The organism is Euzebyella marina (assembly GCF_003687485.1).
Taxonomy (GTDB): domain Bacteria; phylum Bacteroidota; class Bacteroidia; order Flavobacteriales; family Flavobacteriaceae; genus Euzebyella; species Euzebyella marina.
On record NZ_CP032050.1, the window covers coordinates 2318841 to 2335953 of the forward strand.

A 17113-nucleotide genomic window follows, 5' to 3' on the forward strand; every position below is an offset into this window, starting at 1 on the left:
TGAACTTTATCGTAAGTGAATGCATGATAGATGCTTTGAGGTAATAGTTTTTACTTTTTTAAATTCGTAGTAAATAATCTGATAAATCAACTTTTTAAACCTTTATTAGGTAACCTGTTCCCCCACAAATAGTAGTGACTTATGAAGTGTCTTATTGTAGATGATGACCCATTGATTTGCGATTTGCTAGAGCATTTCTGTAGTAAGATTGACGATATTAATGGCGTAACTACCGCTATGTCGGGCTTTGAAACGGTAAGTCAGATTAACGGCTCGACGTTTGACCTGATAATTCTTGATTTTAATCTTCCTGATCTTACAGGTAAAGAAATATTGAATATCGTCGAACCCTCTACGGCGGTGATAATGGTTACTTCCCATAAAGATTTTGCTTCCGATTCTTACGCTTATGACAATATTGTCGACTATCTCGTAAAGCCGGTCGATTTTGCACGATTTTTTAGAGGGTTTCAGAAAGCCCAAAGTTTTTTAAATCAAAACCCCGATAAAAAGTCGCGTTTGTTTATTAAAGAAGGAAACCGTTTGGTTAAAATAAAATTGGAAGATGTAAAATACTTCAAATCAGAAGCCAATTACATTTCTGTGGTGATGGAAAATCAAAAGATACTCACTTTGATGACCTTGAAGGAGCTTGAGCCCAAATTGCCTAGCTTTTTTCAAAAAGTACACCGTTCTTTTATTATCAACCTCAATAAGATTGACACCATAGACAATAAATCACTTGAAATTGGTCGAGACCATATACCTATCAGCCAGCGCTATGAAAAAGATTTGTTCAATAAGATTGATTTGTTGAATTGATTTGTCTTTCGCACCTTATACAAACCTGATAATAATTGAAAAGGTTCATGATTTTTTTCAATTCGGTTTCTTTAAGTTGGTATACTTCTTTCGGTAACAGTTTTTGAAGCTGTTCTAATTTGAGGGTATTGATGTGGGCGATTAATTTATGTGAAATGGCCTCATATTCTTTTTGATTTTTGATGTCATACACCTTTTCTATTCTTTTTGAATATGATAAAAATTCCTTTTCTAACAACTCAAGTACTCTGTTGATTTTTGAGGTATCCTTATCATAATTCTTGTAGAAAGGCTTAAAATCAGGTGGATTAATTTCATTGCTTCCTAAAATGCGGTAAACAACATCTTTAAAATGATCAATGTCGAAAGGTTTTTGAAGATAGTGGTTACTGACTTTTCTCATAACCAATGGTTCTAAAGCGGATACTACCAACAACGGACAATCAATCTTTCCCTTCTTTCTCAAATCAGTTAAAGAAGTCACCAGGTTGTTATCATCTAGCATTAGGTCGCTAATGATTAAATCTACTTCTTGAGAGGAAATGGCTTTAGAAGCTTCTCTCCAACTTTTAGTTTGTTTCAACTCAATGCTACGGTCATCGAGAACATGCTTCGTTAGTTGTTGCGTAGATTCATCGTCTTCGATATGCAGTACTCTGTAGGTTTTGTCTAGTAGGGGAAAAGCAATTCTTTTTGATTTTCCTTGGTCTTTTTTAACCGGTCCTGCTTTTTCTATGGGAATCAACAAGATGAACTCAGAACCTTTTCCCTTGGTCGACTTGCCCGAAAGTACCCCACCGAATAAAGTGGTCAATTGTTTTACGATGGATAGCCCTAGACCATAACCACCATATCTACCGTCTATATTCTCTTTCTCTCGATAAAAACGTTCATTAATTTTTGCAAGATTATCAGCCTCAATGCCGATACCTGTATCTCTAATTTTTACCTGGAGCTGTGGCGAAATGTCTGCACTCAAACCTGCTTGTAATTCTATTTCACCCTTTTGAGTGTATTTTATGGCATTGACAACCAAATTGGTGACGATCTGGGATAGACGCAAAGGGTCGGTCAGATAACTATTTCCGTTAATTTCTTCATCAACGGTAAGTCTAAAGGAAAGTCCTTTTCTAAGGGCTTCATACTTATAATTCTGGTGTATGTCTGTAAAAAGCTCTACTAAATTTGTAGGCACTAGATTGATCTTTAATTTTCCTTCAACCAGTTTTTGATGGTCAAGCACATCGTACACCAATCCTTCTAGGTTTTGAGCACTTTTTTCTAATGAGGATAGTATCGGTATTTGTGCTTTTTTAGGGGACTGTTTGCCCAATAATTTGGTCAGGCCAAGAATCGTATTGAGAGGCGTACGCATCTCATGGCTCATATTCTGAAGAAATTCGTCGCGCTGATTTTTGGCATGTTGTTCTTTTTGAAGGGCTACATTCAGTTCCGATACTTTTTGGTCAATCTTGGTCTTCATTTTCGAAAAGGTATTGGCCAAAACGCCAATTTCATCTTTTCGATTGGTAGGTAACTTAATGTCGGTAGACCCGCCATCTTCGTAGTCGGCTATTGCCTTGGTCACTTGTCTTATTTTCTTTGAAAATATATTTACGAACAGAAGTGAAATAACAATGGCGAAACCACATACCCACAGCGAGGTTTTTAGACTATCGCTACGAACCGCCCTTGCACTTTGCAAGAGAATATCTTGTTCGATAGATGAAATAAGATAGATTTTTCGAGATCCGTGAAAATATATCAATTCACGTAAGCCACATAAATAAACATTATTTTGAATGTCTTTTATCTGACCAAAAAAGCTTGCTTGGTTGATAACAGAGTCTTTCCCGATTTTAAAATCAGTAAAGTAGTTATAACTTTTGCCTGTTTGAAAGGCAAACCATTTTTGATATTCTGGAGTGTAAAGGTACTGCCCTTCGGCATCTATCAATAAAAGTTGCGACTCTCTCCCTGAAATTCGTTCTAGGTCTCTGTAAAAACTGATTAAATCAACATTGATGACCAAAATACCCACTAAATCGTTGTTGCGATTGAAGATGGGGCTGGCTGCCCTTACCGTTGGGGTTACGGGTTCACTGATGGTACCATACTCTTCGTTCAAGTTGATCTTTGAAAGGTAAACCTGACCTTTCTTCATCTGTATAGTTTCCTGATAGTAATCAAGATCTCCTTTTTTCTGAAGATTGTCAGGAATAAAAATACTGTCGTTCAGCTTGTCGAAACGAATAAGTTCTTGCCCTCCGTTTTCCTTACCAATAAATCTTATTTGAAAATAAGGCAATTTATTTTCAAGGGTAAGCCGAAACAACTCTTTAATGTCACCAAAATTCTGCTGAGTGGGCGAATTGATATAGTTATTCAGTACGGGACTGGAAGAAATTATGGCCACATCATCTGAAACTTCTTTTAAAAGTGAAAGAAACGATTGTTCAGCAAGCTCAGAAGTATGGTCGATTCGCTCTTTTGAGTAAGAGACGATAACATCTGAAGCTTTCGTAAAAACAAGATAACCGGTAAGAAGAATACAAAATATAAGGGCTCCCGTAAAGAAAAGGGCAAAACGGGTAGCTAGTGAATATCGTACGTTCATGGCGGTTTATCGTTCTCAAAGTAAATAAAATATTTGTTTTGAGAAATGCAGCTTTAAATGTACAAACTAACGACTCTGTCCTGTCATTTACGATTTTTTAAATCCAACAATTCTTGTTCGGTAGCTTTCAGTAACTTTTTGAGTTTTTTCTTTCCTTTTCTGTCTTCGTTATTCTTTAAGTCGAACAAAAGGCTGTCTAAAAGTCTGTTGCAGTACTCTACTCTAAAATTTAAGGCCAGGCTAGAAATGGTATTTTGATAAAGCTGGTCTAATTCAGATAAGCTACAAGAAGTTGAATTTGTTCTATAATATTTGGTCAAATGCAGTGGCATGATGTGTAGTTAGGTGGTATTAATGGGTTTTAATTGATTTTGTGATGTAATTTATTTGCCACAAGAATCAAGCCATCTTTATAAAAAACAACTGTACAAAAATTATTTAGGTGAAAATCACAAATCTTTTACCAAAGCCAAGAAACTATATGGGCCTTATCTTATAAATTTTTTGTTGGTGCTTTAGAGAAATATTTAAGGAAAACGTAGATTTATGGGGCTATAATGATTTTAGCGATTAAATAAATAGAGCCATGAATAGAAAAGAAATAGCTGCTGAGTTTTTAAAATCTGCTGGTATGGGCAGAGTAGATGAAGCTTATGAAAAGTATGTTTCTCATAAATTTGTTCATCACAACCAATATTTTAAAGGGAGTCGCAATGCCTTGCTAGAGGCAATGAAAGAAGCTCACCTTACCCACCCTAATAAAAGCATAGATATAAAGTATTCGTATGAAGATGGAGATACAGTGCTTACGCACTCTTTGGTGGTAAAAGAAGATATGGATATTGCCGTGGTTCACATCTTTAGATTTGAATCTGATAAAATTGTAGAACTCTGGGACTTGGGTCAAGTGATTGAAAAGGATTCCCCCAATGAAAACGGACTTTTCTAATCTATGAGGGCGAAAGATCATTCAAAAGCCGTAGATGAATATATACTCAACCTTCCTCAGGCTTCAAGAAGCAAGTTCGAAGAACTACGAAAACTTCTAAAAGAGGTCGCCCCTAGTGCAATAGAAAACCTAAAATGGGGAAAGCCTATACTGGAAACTGAAACTATTTTATTCGCTTTTTCATGCCATAAGGCACACCTGAATTTTGTGCCGACCAGACAGGCGTTAGAGCCCTTTAAAAACCAGTTGCGGCCTTATGTCTTAGGGCAAGATTCCATTCAATTTCCTTTGAACCAGCCGTTACCTGTAGATCTAATTCGAGAAATAGCGGAGTATAGACGTGTGGCCGTAGAAGAACATGGAGCAAAATGGAGAAATTGATACGAAGATGAATTCGATTACTAAACTTTAATTTCAAATATATTGTATGCCTTTAAAAACGTTCTTTTTTTTATTGTTGATTAGCACCCTAACAATTCCACTTCAAGCTCAGGAAAAGGAAAAGATAGATATTCTATTGGTCGGATTTGACCACCTCAGTCAGATGGACGACGGTACCCCCGCTTCAAACGTTTTTAGTGATAAAAAACAGAAGGAAATAAAAAAGCTAGTCGCTGGTCTTGCAGATTTCGAACCCGATATGGTTATGATAGAAAGAGAGCCAAAAGAGCAGCAATTAATGGACAGTCTTTATATGGCATTTGATAAGGGTGAATTAAAATTGGCCGATCTAGAAGGTGGTTCTTCTGAAACTTTTCAAGTGGGTTTTAGGCTGGCCAAAAAAATGGGTTTGAAAGGTGTTCATGGTATTGATCATTATGAATCAACTTCGCAGTCTCTGCTAAAATCAGGAACTAACTTTGATTTGTTCAAAAATGGCCTAATGAAGTTGATCAGTACTGCTCGCCCCTTGAAAAAGAAGGTACAACAAGATAGCCTTTCCATCTATGAATATATCAAGACCATGAACCGTCCTGAACTCGTTAGTTTATCGCATAATCTAATTTTCAATCTGCCGGCCTATGTAATCGATGGAAAATTTTCTGAAGATGGTACGAATACGGTAGACATTGGCAGTATTGATGAGCGGTATATCGGTGCCGAATATATTACCCTTTTTTACAATAGAAACCTGAAGATTTATTCCAATATTTTGAATGTGCAGCTTCAAAACAGAGCGAAGCGTATCGTGTTGATTATGGGTCAACTGCACATAGGTGTGTTAAGTGATTTATTGGGTGATAACCCTAATTACAACTTAGTAAAGGTTTCAGATTACCTAAAATAAGTTACCTGTTCGATTAAACTTCTAATCATAACTATATGTCTGGTTCGTTCTTACGCCTCTTTAAATACCCACTGTGCTTTGTGGTGCTATATCTAGGGTATTTTCCTGTTTCTTATTCCCAGATAATGACGGTACAGGGAAAAATCGATTCAGAATCTATGGGAACCGTATTGCCGCATGAACACGTGATGGTAGATTGGGTAGGGGCAGATCAAACCGGAAATCATCGTTGGTCGGTCAATGAGGTGGTAGCACGTGCCTTGCCTTTTTTACAGGAAGTAAAGCAAAAGGGGGTGACCACTTTTATAGATTGTACGCCCGCTTATTTGGGTCGTGATCCCTTGGTGCTAAAAAAGCTTTCCGAACTTTCAGGTTTGCAAATCATGACCAACACTGGTTTTTATGGGGCCGGTGAAAATAAATATGTTCCCAAAAAAGTGCTGGAAGCTTCAGAGGACTCCATTGCTGGTGTATGGATTCATGAATTTTTTGAAGGAATTGATTCCACGGGTATCAAGCCTGGTTTTATAAAAATTTCGGTTGATGCTAATACCCAACTGTCATCGTTCCATCAAAAACTGGTAGCAGCTGCGGCTCTAACCCATTTACAAACAGGCCTTACCATTGTATCCCACACAGGTTCGGATGAAGCCGCAGGTCAACAAATAGATATTTTGAAAAAAATGGAGGCTCCCACAAGTGCCTTTGTCTGGGCTCATGCACAGAATGGAACTATGGAAGGTAATCTTGACATTGTCGGACAAGGGGGATGGATTTCTTTGGATGGTGTTAATGCCGATGGAGAAAATGGAAAGAAAAACATAGATTTCTATGTGCAGCGCCTACTTGTTTTGAAAGAGAGAAAGTTTCTCGATCATGTTCTGATTTCGCAAGATGCCGGATGGTACACGGTTGGTGAAGAGAACGGTGGAAGTTTTAGGGGGTATACCGATATCTTTGAAGTGCTTTTGCCCGAACTCAAGAAAAATGGCTTTACGCCTGAAGAACTACATCTGTTAATGAAGGTGAACCCTGCAAGGGCTTTTTCCTTGAAGCCCGTCAAATACTGACCTTAGTTTAAAAAGCAAACCGTTTCAGAAAAAGGCCCTGCTCTCTTTAAAGAGAACAGGCCCAAATCAAACCAACTTGAAAACTAATCTTTCTGTGAATTATTCTGCGCTTGCTTTTAGCGAATGCAAGGCTGTGATAACCCCGCCCTCTACTTCGAGTCCTTGAGTAGCTGCAGCACCATCAACATCAATATTGTAAACGAAACTTCCTGTTTCGGTAGTTATACCCACATAAACGGTTTTACCATCTTCTGAAACGTAATTATTTCTATAAGTCAAGGTGGTAATGGTAGAAGGGTCTGGCAAACCGGAAACCCATTCGAAAGTCTCGTTGTAGACATCGATAATAGCAAATTCCTTTCCGCCGCCATAAGCACTTGTCATTTCCGCTTTGTTCTGCATAATGCCGACGAATTTGCCATTTCCGGCATAGATATGTGAGTCTATAACATAACCACCCGAAGCCTGTTCAAGATTAAAATAAAAAGAATCGAAACTGCTCGAACCGTTTGGTATACGTGTTATGGCAGAAGGCAATGTTGAATTGAATTCACCTGCATTGGTAGCTACTGCCGAAGAAAAGGCATAGGCATCACCATTTTCGTCAGCTGTCAACCCGTTCACAAAGTAGCGGCCAATGAAACTTGTTCGGTCATCGCTAATGGTTTCAACATATTCCATCTCAGGATAAGAATAAACCGCAACATGAGCTTCATCAGGAAACTCGGTCCCAAATCGATCATCACAACAACCTTTAACTAAGAAATAAGGTAGGTATACCTTATCATCTATCTGGGTAATCCATGAAAAGAAGGCGATTTCACCATTCTCATTATCGGCTAGTTCTTGGGTGTTGATCTGTCCTTCGGCAGCAATCTGAAGACTATTAGTGTCTAATCGGTACCAGTAGGCAAAAGGGGCGTCACTACTTCGAGAAATTTTCATCATCAAAATATCATCGTCAACTGCTTCGAATGCCTGTACGGTTTCAGCTTGAAAATCTGATAGAAGTTCCAGTTCTCCTTCAGAATTAAGACCGTATGTTGTAACGGCACCAGGGTTTCCCTGTCCGTAAAGCAAACTAAAAAACTTGTCGTTATTGGTTACATAATAACGATACGTACCATCTTGTTCTATACCGTTACCCTCGGTCGAAATACTACCTGAACTTAGGTCGTCAGTAGTAAGTATATAATCGGCAACGCCTTCGGTCGCCAGTGGTGTAGCGGTAACTACATATTTTTCCATTTCTTCCGGTTGCGGCTCCTCACCAGTGGGATTTTCGGTACCTGGGTTGTTTCCACCATTGTCATCACTGCTACAGCCGACAAAAAGAAGCCCCATAAATAGAAGGGAAAAAAATAAATTGACTTTTTTCATAATTAAGCTAAATGTTAGAATTAAAAAACTTTGTATCTGATTTTACCGGTAAAGCTTCGACCGGGTTTTTGTAAACTAAAATTGTCGTATAAGTCTTGGTCTGCGATGTTTCGCGCCTCAAGCGTAAATTGAAGGTTGTCGTTGAAAAAATAAGTGAGAGTGAGGTCATGTGATATTTGCTCGGGAATGTCTAGCTTGTCACTGCCCCTACTTGGCCAATACAGGTAAAAGGCATGCACATAGAGCAAATTATAACCAATGCTTAATCTTCTGTTTTTTGGACCTAAAGCTAAGGTGTAGGTAGCGTCGGCATTGCCATAGAAATACGGCATGTTAGGTATACGGTCACGATAAACTACACTTTCAGTAGTCTGCCCAGCTTCATATTTGGTATTGTTTCTTAAATCTTGATAGGTAACATTGGCCCCGATATTTAGGCTATTTTTATGTTGATACCTAATTTCTCCTTCGACCCCCAAGCTGGTGACACTTCCAAGATTGTCCATTACAAGCATTACTTGGTTGTTGTTCAACCGAGGCCTTATAAAGTCTTTTGCATCGCGATAAAAGCCGCTGGCGTTAAGGTTGAATTGATTGTACTCGTTCAAGCGCACCCAGAGGCTACTGCCTAAATTGTAATTATTACTATGCTCTGGCTTAAGATCAATATTGCCCTGTAGGTTAATGACATCACCAAAGAGCTCGTTAGATTCGGGTAAGCGATAACTTTTTTCATAGGAAGCCTTTATCTGTAAATTATCATTTATAAAATAGGATGCCGCACTGCCATAGCCTAAACTGCTGAAGGTATTGATGAAATCAACATATTCGTAACCCGGACCGTAGTTTTCATCATCTATCCTTCGCGTAAATTTGTTCTGTTGAAAGTAGTTCTTTGCGAAAATTGAAACATTGTATTTTTCCTGTTCCAGGGTATAACCGAAACCAAGAATATTTTTCAGGTTTTTACGGGGTTGATCATACTGATTATTATCTGGGTTCAATTGATCATCACCTTTTCTATCGAATGTATTCAATGTGTTGCTCAGGGCGAATTTGTGTCTATCTTTTGAATTGTATTCAAAATTGGCTGTAGCAATACCAGTGTTATTTTTGTACTTGTATAGAGAGTAAGATCTTTCCCCGCCTTCATTGGGGTATTCCCTGAATTGACCAAACCAATTATACCTTCTATTTAAAGTGTCTATATTCTGTTCTGAACCCAAGTTATAATTGGCGTTCAGTCGAACATCCAATCCCTTCGTGAAAAGATTTTTCTTGCTGTATTTTAAACTGGGCATGATGATGTTTCCTTTTCTGTGCCAAGCCCCAAAAACACCGGTTACACGTGCACCAGTTTGAATTTCACGATAATTCTTTCCTAAGGTAGCGCCGATAAGAAGCCTGTCGGCATAAGGTTTGTTTACCACCCCTAACTGTGCAATTACCGTCTCGTTGTGATAGTTGTCGTGAAAACGTTCTACGGTTTGGTCGCGAAAATATTCGCCGGTATTGATATCGGCTACATCAACATGCATTTTGTAATTGTTATCAGAATAATTCTGAAAGGCGTTGGCCTGTACCGTAAAACCTGATTTTGGAGATACATATATAGCATTAACAATGGTTCTATGTGTGTTGAAGGAACCATAGGAATAAGAAAAATCAAGATGATTTTTGGCATATGAGTTGGTGATGATATTAATAGCACCACCTAAGGCATCAGAACCCAAACTGATGGGTACAACGCCTTTGTAGACCTCCATTCTTTCGGCCAAGCCGACGGGAATATTATTCAGCTGAAAAGCCGACCCAAAATTTTCCATGGGAATACCGTCGATGAAGAATCGCACTTGATTGCCCCGAAAGCCATTTAACGATATATCGAGTTGTGATCCCACACCGCCACTTTCACGAACCCTAATGCCTGAAGTACGATCAAGGGCATGTGCCAGATCTAATGAAGTATGGTGTAAGTTTTTAGCGTCTATGACCCCTACGTTAAAAGCTTTGTCCTTTACTTGTTGAACGATACTTTTCCCCGTAACGGTTACTTCGTTTAAGTTATAAGTAGATTCTTTTAGAGAAAAGTTTAGGATGTTAGCCTGATTGGTGCGTATCTCAGTTTGGCTTACTTCAGTTCGATAGCCAATAAAAGAAACTTGAATCTTATAGGTGCCTGCGCTTAAATTTTGGAATGAGTAGGCGCCCGCTTCATCGGTCATTACCCCTTTACCAGTTTTTGATAATACTACTGACGCACCAAAAACGGGAACCTGGTTGTCATCAAAAACGGTTCCTGATAATGTTGCATTCTGAGCCATAGAGGCATACGACACTATAAGCAAGAAAATAGGCAATATGAAAAATCGAAAAGAGAGACTCATGTAAATGAGATAATTAAATTAATTTAGACTAAATTAAAATTGATGCAAAAATAGAAGTGTTCTTGACCGAAGAAGTACGCCAAACGGAGAAGTAACTACGTAAGAAGGAATTTTTAAGCAGTACTAACTTTATCAGGTTGCTTAGTGGTAGCATTTATCCTGTAAAGAACAGCAAAAGCGGTTAGCGACATCAATAGCCAAAATAGGTCTACCACAAAGATTTGATAGTAGCCGTTGTTCCATGAAGTCCAGAGCCAATTATTGGTAACATATCCATTCGCTATCGGAACAAAAAGTCCGATTACAGCGCCTAACCATAGACTTACCTTATTGGTAAATGCGTTATTCCTTTTAATTAAAAATACTACTATCAGTAAGAGCCAGCTATAGAAGAAAACATTGTACAAAAAGGTGCGTCGCATGTCACCATAATCATCTGCGAATAACTTCATGGCTATAAATGCCAAAGCTGTCACAGGATAAAGACTAAGGCAAACCGCCACATATAGATGAACCAACCAGGCATTGAACCTTCTTTTGGCCAATGAAACAGTTTTTCTATCTCTGGCAACTTGCCAAATTAAAACTCCGGATAAAATCACGAAACAGGTGATAAAACCAAGGACCAGATATATCAATTTCATACCATATCCGCCAAAATCGCCATAATGAAGCCTACGTAAGGTGTCTAAAGCACCTTCTGCGTACGATATTTTTGAAAACGGGTCTTTATCGTAGGTTACAAAACCATCTCTGGCTCTATAGGTTTTTTGCCCAGTGCCAAGTAATTTTTCGCTGTAATAGGGCGATCCGGAAATCTTTATGTGCATATTTTCGTCGCCATAGTTGATTACCTGTAAATTGGTGATTTGTACATCGGTCCAATCTTTGGCCGTTTCTTCAACAAAATCATTGATAGAAATCTGTTGATCCATTTTGTTCCAGCTGAACTCGTACTCTTGTTCGCTATCGTATGCCATGGCTTTTTCCATCTTTTGGGCGTCGTCATCAAATATGACGGATTGAACGGGAGGTAGCATGACCATATAACCGATAATTAAAAAAGCCCCGGTTACGGCAAACATAAATTGATAGGGTAGACCGATCATGCCTAAAGCTACGTGGGCGTCTGTCCAAATTGCTTTCCATTTGGCTTTTGGTCTAAAAACATAAAAGCTTGAGATTATTTTTTTCCAATGCACTATAACACCGGTTATAACCGCAAATAGAAAAAAGAAGGCCACAAAACCCGATAAAAAGTATCCTGACCGTCCAAAAAAGTTCAATTGTGCAAAGAAGTGAAGTCGGTAGAAAAATTCTCCTAAAGAGTAATTGGAGTTGTAATCTTTCTGGTCAAAATTTTCCATATCCATATAGAAAAAATTTCCCCTTCGGCCCCGTTGTTTAGGTTCTTGTAGGGTGGTGTCTTTTGATCTGCCCATTGATACCCCGACCCTTCTTTCAAAATAACGATGCGAGAAGTTAATGTCTCTGCCATATAGCTCTTTCTCTTTTCCAATTTCCGAAAGAGCTTTATCAAAATCTATCGTTTTAAAATAGTCAGTTTCTATTGGTTGGTTACGTTCCCAAGCATTTATTTCATCCCTTAAAAAAGAAATGGACCCCGTGAAAAAAATGACATATAGGGCGGCACTGATAATAATACCACTGATGGTATGGGTATGAAAAAATACGTTGTACAGTCGATTGGCCATAATTAAATCGCTTGTGGTGTTTGATTGATGAAAACTATAAGGGCGAGCACGGCGAATATGGCCAAGTAAATACCCCATATTTTAAAGCCGTTTTTTGGAATAAATGCGCACACCAACAGGGTTGCCCATACAATAAAGCCGGCAAAACGGAGGGTTATGAGTGTACTGGCAGAATCCCAGATTTCGATAAGTACCATATGAAATACTTGCGTTATGGCATACCCCCCAAAAAAACCAGCGGTGATTTTTAAAATTCGGTGTAATGAAGACTGGGTCAGGTGCTTTTTGTTGGCTGGCATATTTAAGAAATAGATAGTTCGATGATAAATGACAAAATGCTCACAGCTACCAAGGTGTATTTTGAGAAAAATCGTAAAGGTGTCAAAATGACGATAAGGCTCCCCAAAGTCATTAAAATGACCAGATAAGAGAATATTCCCGCACCCCAACCTAAAGCCGCTATACTTACGATAAGACCAACTATGAGTAGAGCTACCCCGAGAGTATTGCCTTTGGTGTAAGAGTCTTTTAAATAAGCCTGTAATTTGATGGAGTTTTGATAGACGGCCCGTTTTGAGGTACTATAACAAAAGAAAAAGCCAAAGAAGGTTATGATGATAGCTGCTGTAATCATGGGTATTAGATTCGTTATCTATTAAATCATTTCTTATTGCTCGAAATGGTCAATTGCCTTTTCTATTTTTTTTGGGCGGTAAAATTATTTTTTAACCTAGCTGGCGAGTAACGCCAAACGGAGAAAAGGTTACGCCAAACGGAATTATATGAATCTTAAGAAGCAATCAAAATGACCTATAGCCTTAGTGTTTACAGGGGTTTTGACCCTGTTTAGTAGTGCGCTTATCTATTCTGAAACCCGATATATTTTATTTAGATTAAATTTAAATAACTATTTTCGCTCATGAAACCAAACCAAAGCATACCCCCTTAATGAGCATAGAAAGAATGATAAAACCCCGAAATATACCATCAGCAACTTTTACCATTGGTAGTCATGGTGAACGGGTTTTCGATGAAGAACGGGCTGTAAAACTGAATCAAAGTTCTACCGAGTGCATAGAAACTGTTATCGATAAAAAAGGGCTTAGCATCTTATTTAAAGAGACACTTTTCAAACACTTTAAATTGGCTTATGGGGTATTCGATACCACACATGGGGGGCAGCTTGATTTTAACTATACCGGTGAAGTGGTTCAGATGGTTTTTCAGCTAAAAGGAGATTCGATTATTGCTATAGATGGAAATACATACGGGTTCAAGACTGGGGAACATAATATCATGTTTCGCCCTCCAGTAAATGGGCAAATCGAGCTTTGTGAAGGTAGATCTGAAGTGATTTTGGTCGATCTTGATAAAGATTTTTTCTTTAGCGTATTACCACAGAACTCGTTTTTAATAGACTATTGGCAAAACGCTAAAAATAAAAGAGCGGGGTATTTGTCGCAGGAGAATATGACAATTAATCCGGTTCTGAATTTATTGCTCAATGACATTCAAAATTGCGGATTGAAAGAAGAATTAAGGCAATTGCATATTCATGCCAAAGTTCTCGAGCTCTTATCATCGCAATTAGAGTTATTCAATAAGGGTAATATCAATCGGATTTCTGGTGGTTCGAATGATAGGGAAAAGATGCAATTGGCCCTTGAGTATGTAACCCATCATTACAAAAACCCTCTGAGCTTAAAGCAACTCGCGACCAAGGTGGGCACCAATGAGTATACATTAAAGAAAAATTTTAAGGCTATCTATGGCACTACTGTTTTTGGTTACATCTGTGAACTACGTATGGAAAAGGCAAAGCAATTGTTGGTCAATAAAAGTATGACCATCAGTCAGATATCAGATAAGGTCGGTTATCGCAATCCGCAACATTTTTCAACAGCCTTTAAAAAGAGGTACGGTATATGCCCAAGTGAGCTGAAGGCCACGGCATAGTCTAATTGAAATGTAAAAAATCATGAAGCACAAATCTTGTACACTTAGTCAAACGAATAATGGTCTTTTGGTCTATTGCGAGCAGTGTAAGCTTTATCATTTGACATTTGGCCAATTTTACTTAGAACTGACCCGAAAAGAGCTTTATTACTTTGGTCGGTTTTTGAAGGAATTAGATTCTGAATACTGGAACCATAAACTATGCGATAGCGTTTTAAAAAGAAAAATACCCATTCCCACGCAGCAGGCCAATCTTGCATTGATCGTGAACGATGAAGAACTTGCCGAGTTAAAGTCTCTGGTCTTTTTTAAGGATACTAAATCAAAAATCGATTTAATAGATTTCAATAACTCGCATTTTAATTTTGCGAAAAATTAATTCAGGAAGAACGGAATAGTTAGCTAATTTCAGCTTTGCTGTATTTGTTACGGTATTCGATAGGGGTAAGGCCCGTAATCTTTTTAAATACATTTCTAAACGCTTTCGTATCGGTATAACCGACATCGTACATTACTTCTGATATATTTTGTCTTGAGGTTTCAAAACTTCTCTTGGCCGCTTCAATTTTAACTCTTTGATGATATTCGATAACGGTATTATCAGTAGCTTTTTTAAAGCGCCTTTCAAAACTTCTTCGGCTTAAAGCGACCATTTGTGCCAAGTCATCGACCGTTATTCTTTCGTTGTAGTTTTTCTCGATAAACTCTTGTACTCGGCGTATTTCTTTGTCGTTATGATCTTTTTGCCCGGCGAACATGGTAAAAGCCGATTGGCTTTTACGATCAATATCAATGGCAAAGTACTTTGAGGCAAGTATAGCGGTTTCCCTATCGGTATATTTTTCCAGAAGATAAAGTAACAGGTTCCAGTACGAGTTGGCCCCGCCACTCGAATACAATCCGTTTTCTTCGGTGATAATGCTTCCATCCATAATTTCGACATCCGGAAAAGTCTCTCGAAACTCGTTGTAGAATGCCCAATGGGTAGAGCATTTTTTTCCGTTCAATAATCCCGTTGAGGCAAGTAGAAAGGCGCCAACGCAGAGTGAAGCGACTTCGGCTCCTTTTTTATGATGCTTTACTATCCAGGGCAGCGCTTCTTTATTTTTTTCGACTGCCTGTTTCATGTTTCCGAAAAGGGCGGGAATAATGATGAGGTCGGTATCAACCACCTCTTGAAGCAAACGGTCGGTATGTACCGTAAACATTCCACCATTGAACTTAACCTCTCTATTTAGGGCGGCCAAGCTAACTTCAAATAGGGGGCTTTTACCATTCGCGATAAGAAAGTCGTTCGCCGCTGAAAACATATATTGCGGATCTGCAACCGCTTCTATGACTGAAGACTCCGGAACGAGTATGGTAATATTTTTCATAACTATAAATATAGCAACAAATTGGCGTGTTTGCCCCCCAAAAACGTCGTTTTGTCACCCTGCAATAGTGAGCAATGTTCAACAACTTTGTATCATAGACTTTTAATAACAAACAAAATGGAAAAAATAAAAATTCAGGCTGAGGTAAAGGCAGAAGCTGAAAAGGTTTGGTCGTACTGGAACGACCCACAACACATTCAGGTTTGGAATACACCATCGGAAGACTGGCATACTTCAAAAGCTGAGAACGATCTTAGGGTTGGAGGTACGTTTTTATCACGTATGGAAGCAAAAGACGGTAGTTATGGTTTTGACTTTTCCGGAGTTTATGACGAAGTAGAAGAAAACAAACTCATCTCGTACACCTTGGCCGATGGAAGAAGGGTTAAAACCGAGTTTTTGAATGAAAACGGACGAACAAAAATCACTACCTTTTTTGAGCCGGAAAGCGAAAATTCAAAAGAGATGCAAAAAGCTGGCTGGCAAGCAATACTCAACAATTTTAAAGACTACGTAGAAAACCAAAACAACTAAAAACTTGAACAATGAAAACCAATCGAATTATTTTTTGGGTCGCCACTATAATCATAGTGCTTTTTGAAGGTGTTATGCCTGCCATGTATTCTCAAACTGAAATGGCAAAAGAGGGTATTCGTCATTTAATGTACCCTGACTACTTTGGCAATACGCTGGTAGTTTTCAAGATTTTGGGAGCCATTATTCTGGTCATTCCCAAATTTAATTGGCGAATTAAAGAATGGGCCTATGCCGGTTTCACATTTAACTTTTTGTTTGCCTCTATAAGTCATTGGGCCATTGAAGGTTTTAGCATGAATGCGATTTTCCCTTTAATCATTCTGGCTATTCTGATGGTTTCTTATATCTACTACCATAAGATTAAGGCTGCTAGAATACCCGAATAGTCATCTAGAATTATTACCTAAAAGCTAGTTCTTACTTCACAATCAAATGTGATTAAGCATGACATGGTATTTGGAGAAAGACTATCATTTTTGCAACATGTAAAATATCGGCCTATGGCTGAACTTTGTGTGCACCTTACCTTTAACGGTAATTGTGGTCAGGCCATGAGATTTTATCACGAATGCTTAGGAGGTCATTTAAGCGTACAAACTCTTGAAGATTCGCCCCATGCTGCTGAACTGCCGTTCGATATGCAAAAATATGTCGTTACTTCTAGGTTAATAAGAAGGGGTATTCGCATCAATGGTTCCGATTTGGTCGAAGATGAAGGTTTGTCAAAAGGCAATTCCGTTTCCATTTCTTTAGAAAGCACCAATGAAGAAGAGCTATCATTTTATTACAGGTGTTTATCGCAAGAATGTATTTCCTCTAGGCCTTTAACCAAAAATCATTGGGGCCAAATTAGCGGAAGTATAACCGATAAATTCGGGGTTCATTGGCTTTTCATTTCCACCTCGTCTGAAAACAGTCTTTGATAATTGAAATTTGAGCGTATTGAAGTTATTATGGTGGGTTCGAAGAACCATATCAACCACGAAAAATCTGTCAGCGAACTTTCTTAGAAGTAG

Annotated in this window: 18 protein-coding genes; 10 read left to right on the plus strand and 8 right to left on the minus strand. The window is 38.4% G+C overall.

Annotation, left to right across the window (positions count from 1 at the left end):
- Nucleotides 1-141: 141 nt before the first annotated feature.
- Nucleotides 142-822, plus strand: a complete 681-nt coding sequence (locus tag D1013_RS09860) for a LytR/AlgR family response regulator transcription factor (protein WP_121848666.1) — start codon at nucleotides 142-144, stop codon at nucleotides 820-822.
- On the opposite strand, the gene D1013_RS09865 is transcribed toward D1013_RS09860, so the two are convergent.
- Nucleotides 797-3439: an ATP-binding protein gene (locus D1013_RS09865; RefSeq protein WP_121848667.1), complete on the minus strand. Its 2643-nt coding sequence runs from the start codon at nucleotides 3437-3439 to the stop codon at nucleotides 797-799. The genes D1013_RS09860 and D1013_RS09865 overlap by 26 nt on opposite strands.
- A gap of 83 nt (nucleotides 3440-3522) precedes the next feature.
- Nucleotides 3523-3771: a hypothetical protein gene (locus tag D1013_RS09870; protein ID WP_121848668.1), complete on the minus strand. Its 249-nt coding sequence runs from the start codon at nucleotides 3769-3771 to the stop codon at nucleotides 3523-3525.
- A gap of 254 nt (nucleotides 3772-4025) precedes the next feature.
- Between D1013_RS09870 and D1013_RS09875 the strand changes: the two genes are divergently transcribed.
- From D1013_RS09875 to D1013_RS09890, 4 genes are read left to right on the plus strand one after another with little or no spacing between them, the layout of a single operon-like run.
- Nucleotides 4026-4388: a nuclear transport factor 2 family protein gene (locus D1013_RS09875; protein ID WP_121848669.1), complete on the plus strand. Its 363-nt coding sequence runs from the start codon at nucleotides 4026-4028 to the stop codon at nucleotides 4386-4388.
- Between the two features lie 3 nt (nucleotides 4389-4391).
- Nucleotides 4392-4769 (plus strand): iron chaperone, encoded by a 378-nt coding sequence (locus tag D1013_RS09880; RefSeq protein ID WP_121848670.1) that lies wholly within the window; start codon nucleotides 4392-4394, stop codon nucleotides 4767-4769.
- Nucleotides 4770-4815: 46 nt separating this feature from the next.
- Complete coding sequence (locus D1013_RS09885; RefSeq protein WP_205601287.1) at nucleotides 4816-5676, plus strand: DUF5694 domain-containing protein; 861 nt, start codon at nucleotides 4816-4818, stop codon at nucleotides 5674-5676.
- Nucleotides 5677-5711: 35 nt separating this feature from the next.
- Nucleotides 5712-6746 carry a phosphotriesterase family protein gene (locus D1013_RS09890; protein WP_121848671.1) on the plus strand — a complete coding sequence of 345 codons (1035 nt, stop codon included), beginning with the start codon at nucleotides 5712-5714 and terminating at the stop codon, nucleotides 6744-6746.
- Between the two features lie 99 nt (nucleotides 6747-6845).
- Here D1013_RS09890 and D1013_RS09895 read toward each other — a convergent pair whose 3' ends face one another.
- From D1013_RS09895 to D1013_RS09915, 5 genes are all read right to left on the minus strand, one after another.
- Entirely contained in the window at nucleotides 6846-8126 is a 1281-nt protein-coding gene (locus D1013_RS09895) for a DUF4374 domain-containing protein (protein WP_121848672.1), read from the minus strand.
- A gap of 20 nt (nucleotides 8127-8146) precedes the next feature.
- On the minus strand, nucleotides 8147-10513 hold the full coding sequence (locus D1013_RS09900) for a TonB-dependent receptor (protein WP_121848673.1): 2367 nt from the start codon (nucleotides 10511-10513) through the stop codon (nucleotides 8147-8149).
- A gap of 113 nt (nucleotides 10514-10626) precedes the next feature.
- On the minus strand, nucleotides 10627-12228 hold the full coding sequence (locus D1013_RS09905) for a PepSY-associated TM helix domain-containing protein (RefSeq protein WP_121848674.1): 1602 nt from the start codon (nucleotides 12226-12228) through the stop codon (nucleotides 10627-10629).
- A 2-nt stretch (nucleotides 12229-12230) separates the two neighbouring features.
- Nucleotides 12231-12527 carry a hypothetical protein gene (locus D1013_RS09910; protein WP_121848675.1) on the minus strand — a complete coding sequence of 99 codons (297 nt, stop codon included), beginning with the start codon at nucleotides 12525-12527 and terminating at the stop codon, nucleotides 12231-12233.
- Nucleotides 12528-12529: 2 nt separating this feature from the next.
- Nucleotides 12530-12862 carry a hypothetical protein gene (locus D1013_RS09915; protein ID WP_121848676.1) on the minus strand — a complete coding sequence of 111 codons (333 nt, stop codon included), beginning with the start codon at nucleotides 12860-12862 and terminating at the stop codon, nucleotides 12530-12532.
- Between the two features lie 314 nt (nucleotides 12863-13176).
- Between D1013_RS09915 and D1013_RS09920 the strand changes: the two genes are divergently transcribed.
- Nucleotides 13177-14184: a helix-turn-helix domain-containing protein gene (locus D1013_RS09920; RefSeq protein WP_121848677.1), complete on the plus strand. Its 1008-nt coding sequence runs from the start codon at nucleotides 13177-13179 to the stop codon at nucleotides 14182-14184.
- Between the two features lie 22 nt (nucleotides 14185-14206).
- Nucleotides 14207-14563: a DUF6686 family protein gene (locus D1013_RS09925; protein ID WP_121848678.1), complete on the plus strand. Its 357-nt coding sequence runs from the start codon at nucleotides 14207-14209 to the stop codon at nucleotides 14561-14563.
- Nucleotides 14564-14582: 19 nt separating this feature from the next.
- On the opposite strand, the gene D1013_RS09930 is transcribed toward D1013_RS09925, so the two are convergent.
- Complete coding sequence (locus tag D1013_RS09930) at nucleotides 14583-15560, minus strand: GlxA family transcriptional regulator (protein ID WP_121848679.1); 978 nt, start codon at nucleotides 15558-15560, stop codon at nucleotides 14583-14585.
- Between the two features lie 117 nt (nucleotides 15561-15677).
- Here D1013_RS09930 and D1013_RS09935 point away from each other — a divergent pair, with 117 nt between their 5' ends.
- The 3 genes from D1013_RS09935 to D1013_RS09945 all read left to right on the plus strand — a co-directional run bounded on the left by D1013_RS09935 (nucleotide 15678) and on the right by D1013_RS09945 (nucleotide 17020).
- Complete coding sequence (locus D1013_RS09935) at nucleotides 15678-16094, plus strand: SRPBCC family protein (protein ID WP_121848680.1); 417 nt, start codon at nucleotides 15678-15680, stop codon at nucleotides 16092-16094.
- 11 nt (nucleotides 16095-16105) lie between these two features.
- On the plus strand, nucleotides 16106-16483 hold the full coding sequence (locus tag D1013_RS09940; RefSeq protein ID WP_121848681.1) for a DoxX family protein: 378 nt from the start codon (nucleotides 16106-16108) through the stop codon (nucleotides 16481-16483).
- A gap of 114 nt (nucleotides 16484-16597) precedes the next feature.
- On the plus strand, nucleotides 16598-17020 hold the full coding sequence (locus D1013_RS09945) for a VOC family protein (protein ID WP_162987878.1): 423 nt from the start codon (nucleotides 16598-16600) through the stop codon (nucleotides 17018-17020).
- Nucleotides 17021-17113: the final 93 nt, after the last annotated feature.

What these genes read in the sequence shown, in the direction of transcription:
- D1013_RS09875 (WP_121848669.1), top strand. Translation starts at nt 4,026, where the DNA reads ATGAATAGAAAAGAAATAGCTGCTGAGTTTTTAAAATCTGCTGGTATG.
- D1013_RS09910 (WP_121848675.1), bottom strand. Translation starts at nt 12,527, where the DNA reads ATGCCAGCCAACAAAAAGCACCTGACCCAGTCTTCATTACACCGAATT.
- D1013_RS09860 (WP_121848666.1), top strand. Translation starts at nt 142, where the DNA reads ATGAAGTGTCTTATTGTAGATGATGACCCATTGATTTGCGATTTGCTA.
- D1013_RS09920 (WP_121848677.1), top strand. Translation starts at nt 13,177, where the DNA reads ATGAGCATAGAAAGAATGATAAAACCCCGAAATATACCATCAGCAACT.
- D1013_RS09865 (WP_121848667.1), bottom strand. Translation starts at nt 3,439, where the DNA reads ATGAACGTACGATATTCACTAGCTACCCGTTTTGCCCTTTTCTTTACG.
- D1013_RS09930 (WP_121848679.1), bottom strand. Translation starts at nt 15,560, where the DNA reads ATGAAAAATATTACCATACTCGTTCCGGAGTCTTCAGTCATAGAAGCG.
- D1013_RS09925 (WP_121848678.1), top strand. Translation starts at nt 14,207, where the DNA reads ATGAAGCACAAATCTTGTACACTTAGTCAAACGAATAATGGTCTTTTG.
- D1013_RS09940 (WP_121848681.1), top strand. Translation starts at nt 16,106, where the DNA reads ATGAAAACCAATCGAATTATTTTTTGGGTCGCCACTATAATCATAGTG.
- D1013_RS09885 (WP_205601287.1), top strand. Translation starts at nt 4,816, where the DNA reads ATGCCTTTAAAAACGTTCTTTTTTTTATTGTTGATTAGCACCCTAACA.
- D1013_RS09935 (WP_121848680.1), top strand. Translation starts at nt 15,678, where the DNA reads ATGGAAAAAATAAAAATTCAGGCTGAGGTAAAGGCAGAAGCTGAAAAG.
- D1013_RS09890 (WP_121848671.1), top strand. Translation starts at nt 5,712, where the DNA reads ATGTCTGGTTCGTTCTTACGCCTCTTTAAATACCCACTGTGCTTTGTG.
- D1013_RS09900 (WP_121848673.1), bottom strand. Translation starts at nt 10,513, where the DNA reads ATGAGTCTCTCTTTTCGATTTTTCATATTGCCTATTTTCTTGCTTATA.
- D1013_RS09945 (WP_162987878.1), top strand. Translation starts at nt 16,598, where the DNA reads ATGGCTGAACTTTGTGTGCACCTTACCTTTAACGGTAATTGTGGTCAG.
- D1013_RS09915 (WP_121848676.1), bottom strand. Translation starts at nt 12,862, where the DNA reads ATGATTACAGCAGCTATCATCATAACCTTCTTTGGCTTTTTCTTTTGT.
- D1013_RS09895 (WP_121848672.1), bottom strand. Translation starts at nt 8,126, where the DNA reads ATGAAAAAAGTCAATTTATTTTTTTCCCTTCTATTTATGGGGCTTCTT.
- D1013_RS09905 (WP_121848674.1), bottom strand. Translation starts at nt 12,228, where the DNA reads ATGGCCAATCGACTGTACAACGTATTTTTTCATACCCATACCATCAGT.
- D1013_RS09880 (WP_121848670.1), top strand. Translation starts at nt 4,392, where the DNA reads ATGAGGGCGAAAGATCATTCAAAAGCCGTAGATGAATATATACTCAAC.
- D1013_RS09870 (WP_121848668.1), bottom strand. Translation starts at nt 3,771, where the DNA reads ATGCCACTGCATTTGACCAAATATTATAGAACAAATTCAACTTCTTGT.